Origin of the sequence: Candidatus Thiopontia autotrophica (assembly GCA_014384675.1) — a bacterium.
Lineage (GTDB): Bacteria > Pseudomonadota > Gammaproteobacteria.
Map to the genome: position 1 here is coordinate 21506 of JACNFK010000022.1, position 15665 is coordinate 37170.

The 15665-nt window shown below is 47.8% G+C and carries 14 protein-coding genes; 6 read left to right on the forward strand and 8 right to left on the reverse strand.

What is annotated here, in order from left to right; all coding sequences use genetic code 11:
* Positions 1 to 101 precede the first annotated feature (101 nt).
* Positions 102 to 581, forward strand: coding sequence for a DUF4426 domain-containing protein (locus tag H8D24_02990; protein MBC8519358.1), 480 nt, complete (start codon positions 102 to 104; stop codon positions 579 to 581).
* A gap of 109 nt (positions 582 to 690) precedes the next feature.
* Here the strand turns inward: H8D24_02990 and H8D24_02995 are convergent, their stop codons facing one another.
* Together H8D24_02995 and H8D24_03000 are read right to left on the reverse strand one after the other, a co-directional pair.
* Positions 691 to 2664, reverse strand: a complete 1974-nt coding sequence (locus tag H8D24_02995; GenBank protein ID MBC8519359.1) for a bifunctional aldolase/short-chain dehydrogenase — start codon at positions 2662 to 2664, stop codon at positions 691 to 693.
* A 50-nt stretch (positions 2665 to 2714) separates the two neighbouring features.
* Positions 2715 to 4052, reverse strand: a complete 1338-nt coding sequence (locus H8D24_03000) for an MFS transporter (GenBank protein ID MBC8519360.1) — start codon at positions 4050 to 4052, stop codon at positions 2715 to 2717.
* Positions 4053 to 4186: 134 nt separating this feature from the next.
* Between H8D24_03000 and pyrE the strand changes: the two genes are divergently transcribed.
* Complete coding sequence (pyrE, locus tag H8D24_03005) at positions 4187 to 4828, forward strand: orotate phosphoribosyltransferase (protein MBC8519361.1); 642 nt, start codon at positions 4187 to 4189, stop codon at positions 4826 to 4828.
* A gap of 238 nt (positions 4829 to 5066) precedes the next feature.
* Here pyrE and H8D24_03010 read toward each other — a convergent pair whose 3' ends face one another.
* The 3 genes from H8D24_03010 to H8D24_03020 all read right to left on the reverse strand — a co-directional run bounded on the left by H8D24_03010 (position 5067) and on the right by H8D24_03020 (position 8825).
* Positions 5067 to 5738, reverse strand: a complete 672-nt coding sequence (locus tag H8D24_03010) for an ABC transporter substrate-binding protein (protein ID MBC8519362.1) — start codon at positions 5736 to 5738, stop codon at positions 5067 to 5069.
* A 158-nt stretch (positions 5739 to 5896) separates the two neighbouring features.
* Positions 5897 to 6622: an NrdJb gene (locus H8D24_03015; GenBank protein MBC8519363.1), complete on the reverse strand. Its 726-nt coding sequence runs from the start codon at positions 6620 to 6622 to the stop codon at positions 5897 to 5899.
* Between the two features lie 22 nt (positions 6623 to 6644).
* Complete coding sequence (locus tag H8D24_03020) at positions 6645 to 8825, reverse strand: adenosylcobalamin-dependent ribonucleoside-diphosphate reductase (GenBank protein ID MBC8519364.1); 2181 nt, start codon at positions 8823 to 8825, stop codon at positions 6645 to 6647.
* A 598-nt stretch (positions 8826 to 9423) separates the two neighbouring features.
* Here H8D24_03020 and H8D24_03025 point away from each other — a divergent pair.
* Positions 9424 to 10353 (forward strand): DnaJ domain-containing protein, encoded by a 930-nt coding sequence (locus tag H8D24_03025; protein ID MBC8519365.1) that lies wholly within the window; start codon positions 9424 to 9426, stop codon positions 10351 to 10353.
* Positions 10354 to 10394: 41 nt separating this feature from the next.
* Positions 10395 to 11801, forward strand: coding sequence for a Do family serine endopeptidase (locus H8D24_03030; protein MBC8519366.1), 1407 nt, complete (start codon positions 10395 to 10397; stop codon positions 11799 to 11801).
* A 39-nt stretch (positions 11802 to 11840) separates the two neighbouring features.
* Here H8D24_03030 and H8D24_03035 read toward each other — a convergent pair whose 3' ends face one another.
* Positions 11841 to 12533, reverse strand: a complete 693-nt coding sequence (locus H8D24_03035; GenBank protein MBC8519367.1) for an MBL fold metallo-hydrolase — start codon at positions 12531 to 12533, stop codon at positions 11841 to 11843.
* Between the two features lie 16 nt (positions 12534 to 12549).
* On the opposite strand from H8D24_03035, the gene argA reads away from it, so the two are divergent.
* Together argA and rnt are read left to right on the forward strand one after the other, a co-directional pair.
* Complete coding sequence (gene argA, locus H8D24_03040) at positions 12550 to 13890, forward strand: amino-acid N-acetyltransferase (protein ID MBC8519368.1); 1341 nt, start codon at positions 12550 to 12552, stop codon at positions 13888 to 13890.
* Positions 13887 to 14522 (forward strand): ribonuclease T, encoded by a 636-nt coding sequence (rnt, locus tag H8D24_03045; GenBank protein ID MBC8519369.1) that lies wholly within the window; start codon positions 13887 to 13889, stop codon positions 14520 to 14522. The genes argA and rnt overlap by 4 nt, the downstream gene beginning before the upstream one ends.
* 24 nt (positions 14523 to 14546) lie before the next feature.
* On the opposite strand, the gene grxD is transcribed toward rnt, so the two are convergent.
* Both grxD and H8D24_03055 read right to left on the reverse strand, forming a co-directional pair.
* Positions 14547 to 14864: a Grx4 family monothiol glutaredoxin gene (gene grxD, locus H8D24_03050; protein MBC8519370.1), complete on the reverse strand. Its 318-nt coding sequence runs from the start codon at positions 14862 to 14864 to the stop codon at positions 14547 to 14549.
* 43 nt (positions 14865 to 14907) lie between these two features.
* Positions 14908 to 15657: a Nif3-like dinuclear metal center hexameric protein gene (locus H8D24_03055; GenBank protein ID MBC8519371.1), complete on the reverse strand. Its 750-nt coding sequence runs from the start codon at positions 15655 to 15657 to the stop codon at positions 14908 to 14910.
* Positions 15658 to 15665: the final 8 nt, after the last annotated feature.

Genomic DNA, 15665 nt, shown 5'->3' on the forward strand with positions numbered 1-15665 from the left:
ATCATGCGTAATCTCTCTTGATATTCCTCAATAATTGATACACTATTAGCAGGGTCAAATAATAAGAACAGCTGTAAACAGACGCGCAAGGAGAAGATAAAATGAGATTAAGATTTACCCTGTTAGCCCTTATATTCGGACTACTGGCTTCACTTCAGGCAAATGCGGAGCAGTCCGTCTCCTTCGGTGACTATACTGTCCACTACAACGCCTTCCGTTCAGACTCCATACCAGCGGAGGTTGCACATCGCCATGGGATTGTGCGCAGTAGCCATAGGGCAGTAATAAACATAACCGTCATGAAAAAACAGGAAGATAGCTCAGCCATTCCGGTATCTGCACGGGTCTGGGGCTCTACTACCAACCTCAACAACCAACTAAGCACTCTTCATTTCTTTCCTGTAAGTGAAAAAGATACTGTCTACTATCTTGATCAGTTCCGGATCGACAACAATGAGACCCTGAAATTCAAGATTCATGTCGATCCAAGCCAGTTCAGAACCGGGGTGAGTAATGTGGGTCACGAGAATGGGGGCACTGTAAAAACCATAGAGTTCTCTCAGACCTTCTATACCGGATAACTGACACATGTATAAATCCTTGCGAACGTAATCGCAAGGATTCATGACCAGCAAAAAGGCTACCCGGATGGATAGCCTTTTTTATGTGGCAAGATTACTGAATAACTCTCTAAATCACTCTCTCGTTACCCCCATCGACAGGAAGCTGTGCTGCAGTAGTTTTTGCAAAGAGTGGGCCACACATCTCCGCCGTCAACTCGGCAACATCATGGCTAGTTACCTCAACACCCAATACATTGCGTGTCTTGTATTGCTCAATAGTCATTCCGTAATGGTTCGCACGACTCTGCAATACATCATCTGTCCAGATTCCAGTATCAAATACTGCATCAGGATGAAGTGCATTTATACGTATTCCATCTACTCCCCACTCCAGTGCAGCAATCCTCATCAACTGAACAAGTGCCGCCTTTGATGCTGAGTAGGAGGCAGCCCCGGCCCCAGGGGCAGGGACATTTTTCGACCCCATAACCACCACGCGTCCACCATTTGGGGCCCTTTTCAGCAGTGGATAACAAGATCTCAACAGTGCCAGATTACTATCCAGATTAATTCGCATAACCTGTTGCCAGCTATCACTGTCGAGCTCTGCAATGCGGGTTCCCCCAGGAAACATACCGGCATTCAGTACCACCATATCGATGCCGCCGAAATATCTTACCCCCTGTTCCAGCGCCCTATTTTGCGCATCTTCATCTGCAAGGTCACAGCAGATGCCAAGAAATGCCGGTGATGAATTTTGCCCTACAATCTCCCGATTGATATCCAGACCAATAACCGCTGCCCCACGTGCAAGAAATGACTCTATACACGCCTTGCCAATACCTGATGCTGCACCGGTCACCATGACAACCTCTCCCTGGAACATCGGTGCTGCCCCGCCTTTTCTCAGTTTTGCCTGCTCAAGATCCCAGTACTCCAGATCAAAAATATCAGCTGCAGGAAGAGCACGCCATCCACCAAGTTTCTCTGCGCGCTGGATGCATACCATAGTATGTTCGTATAGATCAGAGACAATATTTGCCTCCTGCATACTCTTGCCAACCACACACAGTCCCAACTGCTTATCCAGCACTACCCGTGGCGCAGGATCCAGCATAGTCTTATCCTCACTGGCATTTGGTGCATGACTATTAAAGTATTCACGGTACTGACTGACATATCCACCAACAGATCTCCCGACCATTGGAACCATCTTGGTACGCAATACATGGTCTGGAGTAACTGGCCCTCTGGTGGAGATATCTTCAACATCGGAACGGTGGCAGAAATCAAACCCTCTGGCACTTTCCGTCATCTGCACCACCATTGGGTGACCAGCCGCAGATGATATATCTGCTCTAAGATCTGCCACATCAACTCTTACATCAGCCTCGACCTCTGTTGAGCTCTTCTTCTCAACTACCCATGCATCGTCCTGCTGCAGATTTTTCTCAGCCATCGAAACCAGCTCTATCATCCGCTCATATGACTCCTCTGCAGAGTCGCTAAAAGTAAATACTCCATGGTTCAACAGAACCATTCCTACCGTCTTCTCTGTTGCCTCTTGGACAAATGCCTCCCCAACCTGGCGTGCCAGATCAAAACCTGGCATCACATAGGGGACAACAATTACCCGCTCACCATATAGCTGCCGCACCCTCTCTTCCCCACCAACACTATTGGTCAGGGTTACAACCGCATCTGCATGGGTGTGGTCAACAAAACGAAACGGCAGAACTGCATGAAGAATAGTCTCAACCGATGGTGATGGTGCTCCAGCAAGAGTCATCTGGGTCTTGAGCTCATTTACCATCTCTGGATCACTTAGAGAGCCCAGTTTTGCCAGCTTCTTCATCGGCTCCAATCTAACTGGGGCAAACCCCTTGGCCTCAATGGTGGCCAGATCCCAACCACTGCCCTTCACATAGAGAATCTCCTCATCCTCACCAACCAGGTTAATCTCCGTCACCTTGACCGATGTATTTCCTCCTCCATGCAACACTAGCGTGGAGTCACGCCCCAACAGTCTTGAACTATATACCCGAAGATCCAGATCACTTTTGCACTCTGAGGCATCCTCACTATTCCAGAGAGACTTAATCTCTCTCTCTGCCTCATACACTAATTGCTCTTCCATCTATATCTATTTCCTTATGTATTGCCTGTCACGTTTGATCTGAGATGATGACCGATTCTCCACAGTAATAATAGTGCCGGCACTACCATTAATGAGGTCAGGATAAAAAATGTGACCCAGTCGCCATCCAGTCCATCTACCACCACTCCACTGAAAGAGGCAACAGTTGTTCTGCCAAGATTCCCCAGTGAGGCCATCAGTGCATACTGGGTTGCGGTATATGCCCTGCTGGTAAGATATGAGATAAAAGTAACAAAGGTTACCGTTGCGAAGGCGGAGGTGAAGTTATCAAGAACTACCGCTATGGCAAAAATTGTGGTGTCCGGACCAGAGAGTGCCAGCCACGAAAAGAGAAGATTGGTAGATGCCATTGCAATGCCGCCAATCATCAACCCACGGACAATTCCAAAACGGGCATTAAAGAGCCCTGCAACCAGAGAAAATATTATGGTCACCCACCACCCAACCAGTTTTGAGTAGGTGGCAATATCGCTATTGCTAAACCCTATCTCTTTATAAAAGACAATCGACATCCTCCCCAGAAATGCCTCTCCCAGCTTAAAGAGAAAGATAAAAGCCAACAGAGAAAATGCCAGCTTCCAGCCGTTCCGGCGGAAGAATTCGGCAAATGGCTCCATCACTGTGACTGCCCACCATGTCATCCAGTGACGACTCTGTCGAGAACCGATATGGTGCTCCTGTAGCTCCTCCTCATAATGGATCTCTGAATCATGTTGTACCTGATCTCTTCTGCTCTCTGGTTCACGTATCCCCCAGACCATCCAGGATAGTAGCGCCATCATAACTGCCAAAACCACGTACACCTCTGACCACTCCATCCCTGGAATATCTGACAGATAGAGCGCAACTGCCCCAGGGACACTAAATCCAGTCCACCATCCGCTTGTAGTAATGGCTGCCGCATACGGTATTCGACTGGTCTCATCACTACCTATAATCTCTATTCGGTAGGCATCTACTGCTATATCCTGAGTTGCCGAGGCCACTGCAATCAATAGTGCCAACAGGCTGGTCCATACCAGGCTCACCTCTGGCTCAGTCAACCCTATCGCAACCGCAGCCAGTGCAATAATCCACTGCATCACCACAATCCATGACCTGCGTTGCCCCAATCTCCTCCCCAATATTGGTACCCGCAGACGATCAAGCAGAGGGGCCCAGAGAAAATTGAGCGCATAGACTACAAAGACTGAACCGAAAAAGCCTATCGCTGTACGGGTAAGGGCAGCCTCTTGCAACCATGCAGTCATTGCAGAACCGATCAGTACCCATGGGAATCCACTGGAAAATCCAAGCAAAAATATCCAGAGCAGCCGTCTATCTCTGAACATGGAGAGAGCTTGGCCAATAGTTTCTGGGGGTCGCGTTAGATTCAAGAGAGTTTATCTACTAAAGGTATCTGAGTGGCGCTGAGTATATAATGGCTCCATCAGATACGCTATTTTTTAAGGGGTCACTGGGTACCATGCAAAGTTATAAAAAGGATTTCCTCGATTTTGCCATTGCGGCAGATGTTCTACGTTTTGGAGAGTTTACTCTCAAGTCAGGAAGGGTTAGCCCGTACTTCTTTAATGCCGGTCTCTTCAATACTGGAACTCACCTTGCACGTCTTGGAAAATATTATGCACAAGCAATTGTGGATAGCGGCATTGAATTTGATCTGCTCTATGGACCTGCCTACAAAGGGATCCCTCTGGCTGCAGTAACCGCTGTATATCTAACAGAGGATCATGGTCGTGACATCCCGTTTGCCTTTAACCGCAAAGAGGCCAAGGACCATGGTGAGGGTGGGATGATTGTTGGTGCACCATTGGAGGGACGCATCCTGGTAATCGATGACGTAATATCTGCAGGCACCTCGGTACGTGAATCTGTCGATATCATTCAGGCAAATGGGGCCAAATTCGCCGGCGTTGTAATCTCGCTGGATCGACAGGAGCGTGGGCAGGGAGAGATGTCTGCCATTCAGGAGGTTGAATCTCAATACGGGGTCAGTGTTGCCAGTATTGTAACCCTGACTGACCTGGTCACATACCTGCAGGATAGAGAGGATATGGCTGAATCTCTGGATAGAGTAAAAAAGTACCGTGAACAGTATGGTGCCTGAGTAATCTCCACACAGAAAGAGTCAACACAAAAAACCGAAGCCGGTTATAGAGTCCGGCTTCGGTTTTTTTGTTATATCTTCTGGTATTCTAGCCAACTACTTTTTACTGAATACCCCACCAAATACAGTCTTGCAGGTGTTTCTTGAGTAGGTGCGACAGTGCAATGCAAACACCCCCATCACTGCAATCACGCTAAAAATCACAAATATTACTGTTCCATTCATAAGTTACTTTTCCTTATCCGTCAGTTGTCTTTAATAGGGCATCAATTCCATAGCGCTGAGCAATCATCGCCAACTGTTTTCTGTAGTACATCACAGCGCTGTTGTTGTTTGCCGAGACGTCATATATTTTCCATCCTTTTTTGGTTGGATGAAAACGAAAGGTTATCTTTACCGGAAAACCTCGTGGATGAGTTATCCGTGCCGCAACACTCACCTCCTTACCAAAACGAGAACGTTTTGCCGGATAGAAGGTCACGCGATGATTTGTATATGCATAGGTCGCGATCTGTTGCCCAAGAGCTGTCATAAACATCTCTTTAAGTTTGTTGGAGAGTTTTTTGACCTGCTCATCACTCAGATCCTTGGACATCTTGCCAGTAGCCAGCCTGGTCATGTGTTCAAAATCAAAGTATGGGCCCAACTCCTTGTTGACAAAGTCTAATACATTGGAGAGATCTGTACTCCCAGTTCTACGCAGGTAAGAGAATGTCTGCTCCACTCCCTGCCGCAGCATTTGATCTGGTGTTGCCTTACGGATTGGCTGATAACGGCGCATTGGAACCGGTGCCTTGTATGGAGAACGGTATCCATAACGGTTGTAATAATCACCTGCCTCAGCTGCCGGTATCACCATCACTGCGCCCAGGATCATCATCCACACTCTTTGAATCAATCTCTGTTTCATCTAACTTCCTTCGCCTTTGCTTTCCTTGCCTGCTGGTAAAATTCCCCTCAACTTAAAAAATACCCAGTCTGAAAATCCATTTTCAATCAAGCCACCCGTTGGCAACTTGAGCTCCATGCGGAGCGACTGGGTAAGTGGAGGAAAACTACATAATCAAATTATCCACACTTGCTCTCACCACAATTTAGACAGGTCATGCACCCATCCATCTTAATCACTGCCTTGGTGCTGCATTTAGCACAGAGCTGAGCACCAGCAGGAAAACTGGTTGAAGCGGAGTCAGGCTCTGCTGTAGCTACCGGCTCACTCTTTCCCTGATTTTCAAACTCTGCCCGCTTCTTTGCCAGGAACTCTTTCTGGTGATCCTCCATGCAGTCACCACCAATCATCCCGATAAACTTTAGATGGCACTCGATACAGTCACCAATCTCAGCCACCAAAGATGGCATATACTTGCCGCCTTTCTTGAAATATCCACCACGTGGATCGAAGACTGACCGTAGCTCTTCCACCAGGAAGGTAACATCACCACCCTTGCGAAATACTGCAGAGATAATTCTGGTCAGCGCCACGATCCACTGGAAGTGATCCATGTTCTTGGAGTTGATGAAGATCTCAAATGGGCGGCGCTGCTCATGGTCTGTGCCTTCATTAAGAATCATATCGTTCACAGTCACGTAAAGTGCATGCTCTGAGAGCGGAGTCTTAATCTTGTAGGTTGAACCCACCAGCTGCTCGGGACGCTCCAGCTTTTCATGCATCTGGATCACATTGCCCTTGTCTTCAACGGTCTCTGTTATCGCCTCACCCGCAGACCCCCCTACTGAAAGGTCTTCGTCAACCACCTGGTATCCTACAATTTTAGTTTCAATCTTTACTGTCATTTTATTATCCCTCGGAAAGTTATCAGAACTTGCCGTAGTACCCCTCTTTTAGTGCATCATAGAGATTTGCTGCAGTATGCATTTCACCGTCATACTCAACCTCCTCATTCCCCTTAACCTCAACGGTCGAGCCATCCTCTGTTTCGAAACGGTAGGTGGTATTTTCCAGATCCTTCTCCTTAACCAGAACGCCCTGGAATGCCTCCGGATTGAAACGGAAGGTGGTGCACCCCTTTAACCCCTTCTCGTAGGCATAGAGATATACATCCTTGAACTCCTCGTAATCAAAATCAGTTGGGATATTAACTGTCTTGGAGATACTGGAATCTATCCAGCGTTGCGCCTCTGCCTGAACGTCTACATGCGCCTTTGGATTGATGGTCTCGGAAGAGATGAAATAGTCAGGCAGGCTATTCTCTGGCTCTTCCGAATATGGCATTGCATTCTCATTGACTAGCTCTCGATATGCCAACAACTCATACGAGTAAACATCTACCTTCTCTTTGCTCTTCTTGCCTTCACGAATAATGTTCCTTGAGTAGTGGTGGGCAAAACTTGGTTCAATACCATTACTGGCATTGTTGGCCAGCGAGAGTGAGATGGTTCCTGTAGGTGCAATTGAGCTATGGTGGGTAAAGCGACTTCCGACCTCTATCATTTCCGCAACCAATTCCGGCTCTACCGCTGCCACCTGCTGCATGTAGCGGCTATATTTTGCATGCAAAATTTTACCCTGAACTGTATCCCCAACACTCCAGCCATCCTCTGCCATCTCTGGACGCATTCGCAACATGGATGAAGTAACCTCATATTCTTCATCCAGTGCAGGTGCAGCCCCTTTCTCCCTGGCGAGCTCTACCCCGGTTTTCCAACCTGTTACTGCAAGTTCACGAGTAACCTTTTCGGTAAATTCAAGTGAGGCGTCATTACCGTACTCCATTCCCAGCATTGTCATGGTTGAGCCCAGTCCAAGGTACCCCATGCCATGGCGACGTTTGGTGAGAATCTCATCACGCTGCTTTCCTAGTGGGAGACCATTAATCTCCACCACATTATCCAGCATGCGGGTAAATGTAGAGATAACCTTACGGTAGCTATCCCAATCAAAATGTGCATTCTCGGTGAATGGGTTCTCTACAAACTTGGTTAGATTTATAGACCCCAACAGACATGAGCCGTACGGAGGAAGAGGTTGCTCACCACATGGGTTGGTTGCACGAATATTCTCGCAGAACCAATTATTGTTCATCTCATTTACCTTGTCGATCAAGATAAAGCCTGGCTCGGCATAATCATAGGTTGAGGACATGATGACATCCCACAATCTCTGTGCACGGAGCTTCTGATAGACCTTGCAGGCAACTTTGCCCTCCTCGTTGGTTACATACCCCTTCCTATCCGACCAATCTCGCCACACAATCTGCTCAGGATTATTTTTGTCCAGCATCTCCCCCTCTATGACTTTCTCACTGACAGGAAAGGCCAGTTTCCAGTCACCATCACTACGTACAGCATCCATGAACTCCCTGGTGACCAGTAGCGACAGATTAAACTGCCGCAGACAACCATCCTCACGTTTGGCGCGGACAAAATCCATTACATCAGGATGACCAACATCAAAGGTTGCCATCTGTGCACCACGCCTCCCACCTGCCGAAGAGACGGTGAAACACATCTTGTCATAGATATCCATAAATGAGAGAGGGCCTGATGTATAGGCCCCAGCGCCAGCAACAAATGCCCCTTTGGGTCGCAGGGTTGAAAACTCATATCCGATTCCACAACCAGCTCGCAGAGTAAGCCCTGCCTCATGAACTTTTTCCAGAATCCCATTCATGGAATCCTCCACAACCCCAGAGACTGTGCAGTTAATGGTAGAGGTAGCTGGCTTATGCTCCTGCGCCCCTGCATTTGAGGTGATTCGTCCCGCAGGGATAGCTCCATGCTGTAGCGCCCAGACAAATTCTTCATACCATCTGTTCTTCAGCTCCGTACTCTCTTCTACATCTGCCAGAGCACGTGCTACACGTCTGTAGGTATCCTCGATAGACTCATCAACAATATCCCCGTCCTTGCTTTTTAGACGATACTTGGCGTCCCATATATCCAGAGATGCTGGCTGGAACGGGACAGAATTGGCAGAATTTGCCACTAAACTGTCTGTTGAGTCGGTTGGTACCGGCCGTAATTGAGCTGTTTTCATCATGTTTAAAGTTCTCCCCCCTTTTGGCGAACTAGGTGTTAACGAGGTCGTGTAACTGTGCCACTCTGTCTCTCAGTTGGATTTCTGTTATCTCAAGAGACTAGAGATATTTTTCTGACCATCAAAAACACAATATGTTGTGTTTAGAAAAATCAGCTTACCAGTAATCAAAACCATGTCAAGGTGCTGCAAGAAATTGTGTTACCTACGTAACATACTGTTATATATAGTACTTAATCATATCCTTCTAAATAAAACCCCTTTTTTTTCATACAGATAGAAAATATCATTTTTTTTACAAAACACTACATATTGTGTCTACAAACATTTTGTTAACAGAGTTATCCACAAACATATCCCGTATACTGTCGCCATGGAAAATAGCGGAACCTCTGAAAAAGATTAATGTGGTGGGGGTTTGGAGGAAGAGCTCTGCCCCCATGGGATAACTTGTGGAGAGAGATCTGATTAAGTCACTTCGTGACCCAATCAGCGCTTCCTAAACAGACAAAATCGATTGAATTTTATTCAGCAGATGGCATCCTCCATCTGACACTACGGCTGACTAGCCGAAAAGCCAGGACAACCCAGGGACAATATGGAATATCACGACTATTACAAGACGCTTGGGGTATCAAGGGATGCATCTCAGGATGAGATCAAAAAACAGTATCGACGGCTTGCACGCAAGTATCATCCTGACGTTAGCAAGGAGGGAGATGCTGAACAGCGTTTCAAGGAGGTGGCAGAGGCCTACGAGGTACTGAAAGATCCTGAGAAGCGCCAATCCTATGATCAGCTCGGTGCAAACTGGAAAGCCGGGGAGGAGTTTCGTCCCCCTCCAGGATGGGAGAGTGCATTTCACGGCAGAGAAGCCAATTTTGGAGGCCCGGGAGGATTCAGTGATTTCTTTGGCTCAGTTTTTGGCGGAGGAATGAGCGGAGGCATGGGTGGCGGCCACGTCAGAAACCATCCTGGAGCTGATCAGACAATGCGCATCTCTATCCGCCTGGAAGAGTCGTATGAAGGTTCTCGTCGCACCATTCAGATACCGGAAATCAACCCCAACGGAGAGATTGGCACTGCACGAAGAAAACTGGAGATTCGCATTCCAAAAGGGATTCAGGAGGGCCAGAAAATCAGGCTCGGCAAACAGGGGCAGGCCAGTCTCTCTGGAGGGCCTCGTGGGGATCTGTTGCTACAGGTGCAGTTTCAGAAAGACCAACAACTGCGTGCCAGTGGCAGTGATATCCTTATGAATCTTGTCATCACTCCATGGGAGGCCGCACTTGGTGAACGCATCACCGTACCCACACTGGGTGGTGACGTAGAGCTGAAAATTGGTGCGGGCACCCAGAGCGGGCAGAAGATGCGCCTAAAGGGCAGAGGCCTTCCCGGAACCCCGCCAGGCGATCAAACCCTGACTATACAGATTCATACGCCACCAGCAGAAAACCAGGAGATTGAACAACTCTATAATGAGCTTAGGGACAAGAGTGAATTCAACCCCCGTACACAACAGCGTTAATGATAAGATCGCCTGCCATGAGAAGAGTCCTTAGAGAAACGGTGCGGCTAGTATCCAAAACAGTACTGCTTACAACCATGGCACTGTCTCAATATGCCGAGGCGAGGCCGCTTGTAGATACCACTATTCCTCCTGGGTTTGGTAGTAGCCGTGGAGATATACCAACACTTGCCCCAATGCTGGCACAGGTGATTCCCGGTGTTGTCTCTATATCCGTCATTGACGCAAAAGATCGAAACGCAACCAACGAACAGGAAAAATCATCTGCTGGCTCCAGCAACCCCATGGATGACTTCAGTTTTCGTCCCTCACCACCCCGAGACCCACTACTTAAAAACAGTTCCGGACTGGGTGCTGGAGTAATTATTGATCACCAACAGGGATACATCATCACTAACCACCACCTTATTAGTGAATCCAAAGAGATAAATGTAACTCTTGATGATGGACGTAACTTTTCTGCCAACCTGATTGGTTCTGATCAAGAAACTGATATCGCACTATTGCAAATTAATGCTCCCCGTCTAACAGCTATCTCCATGGGAAACTCAAAAGAGCTCCGGGTTGGTGATTTTGTGATAGCAATTGGCAATCCGTTTGGTCTTGGCAATACCGCCACATCCGGCATTGTCAGTGCACTTGGAAGGTCAAATCTTGGACTTGAGAGATTCGAGGAGTTTATCCAGACTGATGCCTCAATTAATGTCGGCAACTCTGGTGGTGCACTTATCAACCTGAAGGGCGAACTGGTTGGAATCAATACTGCAATTCTTGCACCGAATGGAGGCAGTGTCGGTATCGGTTTTGCCATACCTGTAAATATGGTACGTGAGATCACTACACACCTGGCTCAACATGGAGCAGTTGAACGTGGATATCTTGGAATCACAACCAAGCAGCTGTCGTCCAATCTGGCCCGAACTCTTCGAATTGACCAGGGCGTACTGGTTGACAATGTTGAAACCAACTCCCCCGCAGAGTGGGCCCGTGTTCAGAAGGGTGACGTATTGATTGCAATCAATGGACATGACATTGAGGATCCAACACAGTTGGAAAATATTCTGGGGCTATTCCCCACAGGAAAACAGCTCAAACTATCCATACTACGCAGCGGACACCCCCGTCATCTGTTTGCAACGCTTACAAAACCGGAAAACCTGCAACTTTCAGGAGAGGAGATAAACAAAAACATGAGTGGAGTTATTCTCTCTACTCTATCTCCAGAACAGAAAAACCGTTACCTATCCGGCGGGATATCTGTCGACTCGGTGGACCCAAAGAAGAGCGGCTGGGTACTTGGACTACGCCCAGATGATGTTATCTTCTCTATCAATCGCCAACCAGTTAGGCGACTACGTGACGCACAAAAGGCTGGGGCACTATCCAAAAAAATGGTAATCCTGCGCGCCTATCGTGGCGACAAGATTCTTGAGATGATAATAAAATAACCATGAACCCTTGCGAAAGTAATCGCAAGAGTTCATGTCTCATGAGTTTTCCATCGGGCCGTATGGTGCACTACGAGTCTGATCATGGAGCTCCATGCGGTACTTAGTAAATGACTCCTCATCATCAAAATGCATAAACGGATTTCCCGCTCTCTCCTGTTTCAGGGTTGAGCTCTTGTCTATAGAGTAATTGTGCCCTGGAAATACCCTGGTCTCTGGATCAAACTGATCCAACAACCCATGGAGCGAATGAAACATTGCAACTGGATCACTGCCATCCAGATCACAACGCCCACATCCATAAACAAACAGGGTATCCCCGGTTATCAGGTTGCCATCTGTGTAATAGCAGACTCCCCCAGGCGTATGGCCAGGAGTCTCAACAGCAAGAATCTCGGTACTGCCAAGATCAATCTTGAAGGGGGCATCAAAACTGCTCCAATCCATGTTTTCCAACCCAAAAAATTTTGCCTCTATGGTATTTATATAGACCTTGGCACCACTCTTCTGCTGCAGTGACTCTACCCCATTAATATGGTCATTGTGACCATGGGTCAGGATAATTGCAGTGATCTTTAACTTCCTCTCAGCAGCATAATCAATGATCTTTTCAACCTCCCAGGCAGGATCAACCACGGCAGCCGTAGCAGTAGCACAATCCTCGATCAGATATATAAAGTTTTCCATTGGGCCGAGCTCCAGGGTATGAAGCTGAGTGGAATAATTGACCATTTGCTATAATCTCGCCGTGACCAGTGAAAATAGATTACCGTTTGTCTCCCTATTTAGAGGAGCTGCCCCATATATTAACGCACATCGTGGCAGGACCTTTGTAATTACCTTTAGTGGCGCCATGATGCAAGGTAGGCGCTTTCATGATTTTATCCACGATATTGCTCTACTGAATAGTCTTGGAGTTCGTCTGGTTCTGGTACACGGCGCACGCCCCCAGATCGATGCACAACTTGCATCTGCCGGCATAGAGAGTGAGATTGTTGGCGATCTTAGAATAACCAATGATAACGCTCTGCAAGCTGTAAAGGAGGTTATTGGAAGCATCCGCATCAGGTTGGAGGGAGAGCTCTCTAACAGTCTTCCAAACTCACCAATGTCTGGCTCGAAAATACGTATTGTATCCGGTAACTTTGTAACTGCTCGCCCGCTTGGTATTCGTGAAGGAGTTGATTACCAACATACTGGAGAGGTAAGACGCATTGATAAACCAGCTATTGATAACCTGCTGGATGAGGGATTTATTGTTCTACTCTCCCCAATCGGAACATCTCCAACTGGAGAGATATTTAACCTGAGTAGCGAGGATGTTGCGACTGCTGCAGCTACCCAACTAAGTGCTGACAAGATGATCTCGCTGATTGAAGCACCAGGCCTGCTGGATGGTAAAAAGAGGCTGATTCGTCAACTTACTCCGGATGAGGCAGAGAGGATTGTATCTTCCAGAAGAAAACTTCCCGAGCAGACAAGACGAACTGTTATGGGTGCAATTAATGCGTGTAGAGACGGTCTCTCCAGGGCTCATATTGTAGATGGCAGAAAAGATGGTGGCCTGTTACAAGAGCTCTTTACCAGGGATGGAATTGGAACCATGATCACCTCCGATCACTATGACATCATACGCCCGGCAACTATTGACGATATTGGAGGCATTATCGAACTGATCTCTCCTCTGGAGAGAGATGGAATTCTGGTTCCTCGCTCTCGTGAACTGCTGGAAATTGATATTGACCACTACACAGTCATGGAGAGAGACGGAACCATTATCGGAGTTGTCGCTCTCTATCCGGACCTTCCTCAACATATTGCCGAAGTAGCCGGCCTGGCGATTCACCCGGAGTACCAGAATGAGGGGCGTGGTGAGGCTCTTCTAAAATACCTTGATCGTTACATCAAGGAGCAGATGCCGAACAAGATAGAGCGTCTTTTTGTCCTCTCAACCCATGCCTCACACTGGTTTCAGGAGCAGGGATACAGCACCGCAAAGCTGACAGAGCTGCCTGTAAAACGTCAATCACTCTATAACTACAAGAGAAACTCAAAGGTATTCATTCGAACCCTGGGAGATATGAGATGAGCGAAAAATCTCTCATTGCAAAGAGGTTTCGGGGATTCCTGCCGGTTGTTGTAGATGTGGAGTGCGGCGGTTTTGATGCCAGGAAAGATGCGCTGCTGGAGATATCTGCAGTTATTCTCGACTTCAACAAAGATGGCAAGCTGGATATCCATGAGAGTCACGAGCAACATGTACTCCCCTTCAAAAATGCCAATCTCGATCCGAAAGCCCTGGAGTTTATTGGTCTAAGCGATCCGTGGCACCCCTTCAGGATGGCTGTTGAAGAGAAGGAGGCCTTGAAAACCATATTTGAGCCTGTCAGAAGAGCCGTCAAAGAGCGTGGTTGTAGTCGAGCCATTCTGGTTGGTCACAACGCCTGGTTTGATCTTGCCTTTCTTAATGCTGCTGTGGAACGCACCAAAATCAAGAACAGTCCATTCCACTCCTTCAGCAGTTTTGATACAGCAACTCTGGGCGGAGTATTCTATGGTCAAACCGTATTGGCAAGAATGGCTCAAGCAGCAGATATTGAATGGAACCATGAGGCTGCCCACTCCGCACTATATGATGCGGAACAGACAGCAAAACTTTTCTGCAAGATGGTCAACGACTGGGATGAGATCAGCCAGAGGTTTGCCCCACAAGCAAGTTAAGGAGCCTCTGAAAAAGCGTATCCGCTATTTCTCCGTTGCTGACTCCATCATCCTCTTCAGCTCACCGCTGTCACCCAGTTCAAGAGTAATGTCACAGCCCCCAACCAACTCGCCATCAACATAAATCTGTGGAAAAGTGGGCCAATCCGCATATTTTGGCAGATTTTCAAAAACCTCCGGGTCCTCAAGCACATTTACATACGAGAACTCAACTCCAGTCTCTTTCAATGCTGCCGATGCACGACTGGAAAAACCACAAACCGGGAACATCGGTGTCCCTTTCATATAGATAACAACCGGGTTGTTTTTTACCTGTTGATCAATACGCTCCAATACATCCATTGTTACACTCCATATTTCCTGACTATATTAGTTGGTCATTATATCAGACGGGATTATCTTCGTCGATAAAATGGTGCTCTATCCCAAACTGCTGGCTGATCCATCTGCCCAGAGCCTGTACACCACCTCGTTCTGTAGCATGGTGGCCACAACTGAAGAAGCAGATCTCGCGCTCCATTGCCTCATGGTAGCTACGCTCTGATATCTCGCCCGTAAGATACGCATCCAACCCAGCCTCTGCGGCCTGTACAATATACTTCTCTGCACCTCCACTGCACCATCCAATCCTCTTTATAGGGTGCTGATGGCCCTGGATCACCAATGGGTTGCGTCCCCTCAGCCCCTCTTTGATCTTTTCCTCCAACTCCTCAACGCTAACTGCCGAGGAGAGCTCGCCATACTGCACCAGCTCCGCAGCCTCCAAGACTCCTTCGGTGGTGCACCCCAATTGTGCGGCCCACTGTGCATTATTTCCCAGCTCTGGATGGGCATCTAGTGGAAGATGGTAGGCAACAAGATTTATCTCATTTTCCAGTAACAGTTTAAGCCGTTTTCGGCTTGGGCCCACAATACGTTGATCATCCCCACTCCAGAAAAGACCATGGTGCACCAGCAACATATCTGCATTACGTTCGACAGCCCTCTCAATTACATAGAGTGATGCAGTCACTGCAGTAACAACTGAGCCTAGCTCGCCCCTGCCCTCCACCTGCAAACCGTTGGGACAGTAGTCCTGAAATTGCTCAACCTCCAGGAGGTTATCCAGTGTGGTGACCAGTTGATCTCGCTCCATGCCATCTC

Coding starts and splice junctions, on each gene's coding strand:
- H8D24_02990 (MBC8519358.1), top strand. CDS start 102: ATGAGATTAAGATTTACCCTGTTAGCCCTTATATTCGGACTACTGGCT.
- H8D24_03000 (MBC8519360.1), bottom strand. CDS start 4,052: ATGTTCAGAGATAGACGGCTGCTCTGGATATTTTTGCTTGGATTTTCC.
- pyrE (MBC8519361.1), top strand. CDS start 4,187: ATGCAAAGTTATAAAAAGGATTTCCTCGATTTTGCCATTGCGGCAGAT.
- H8D24_03010 (MBC8519362.1), bottom strand. CDS start 5,738: ATGAAACAGAGATTGATTCAAAGAGTGTGGATGATGATCCTGGGCGCA.
- H8D24_03015 (MBC8519363.1), bottom strand. CDS start 6,622: ATGACAGTAAAGATTGAAACTAAAATTGTAGGATACCAGGTGGTTGAC.
- H8D24_03020 (MBC8519364.1), bottom strand. CDS start 8,825: ATGAAAACAGCTCAATTACGGCCGGTACCAACCGACTCAACAGACAGT.
- H8D24_03025 (MBC8519365.1), top strand. CDS start 9,424: ATGGAATATCACGACTATTACAAGACGCTTGGGGTATCAAGGGATGCA.
- H8D24_03035 (MBC8519367.1), bottom strand. CDS start 12,533: ATGGTCAATTATTCCACTCAGCTTCATACCCTGGAGCTCGGCCCAATG.
- rnt (MBC8519369.1), top strand. CDS start 13,887: ATGAGCGAAAAATCTCTCATTGCAAAGAGGTTTCGGGGATTCCTGCCG.
- grxD (MBC8519370.1), bottom strand. CDS start 14,864: ATGGATGTATTGGAGCGTATTGATCAACAGGTAAAAAACAACCCGGTT.
- H8D24_03055 (MBC8519371.1), bottom strand. CDS start 15,657: ATGGAGCGAGATCAACTGGTCACCACACTGGATAACCTCCTGGAGGTT.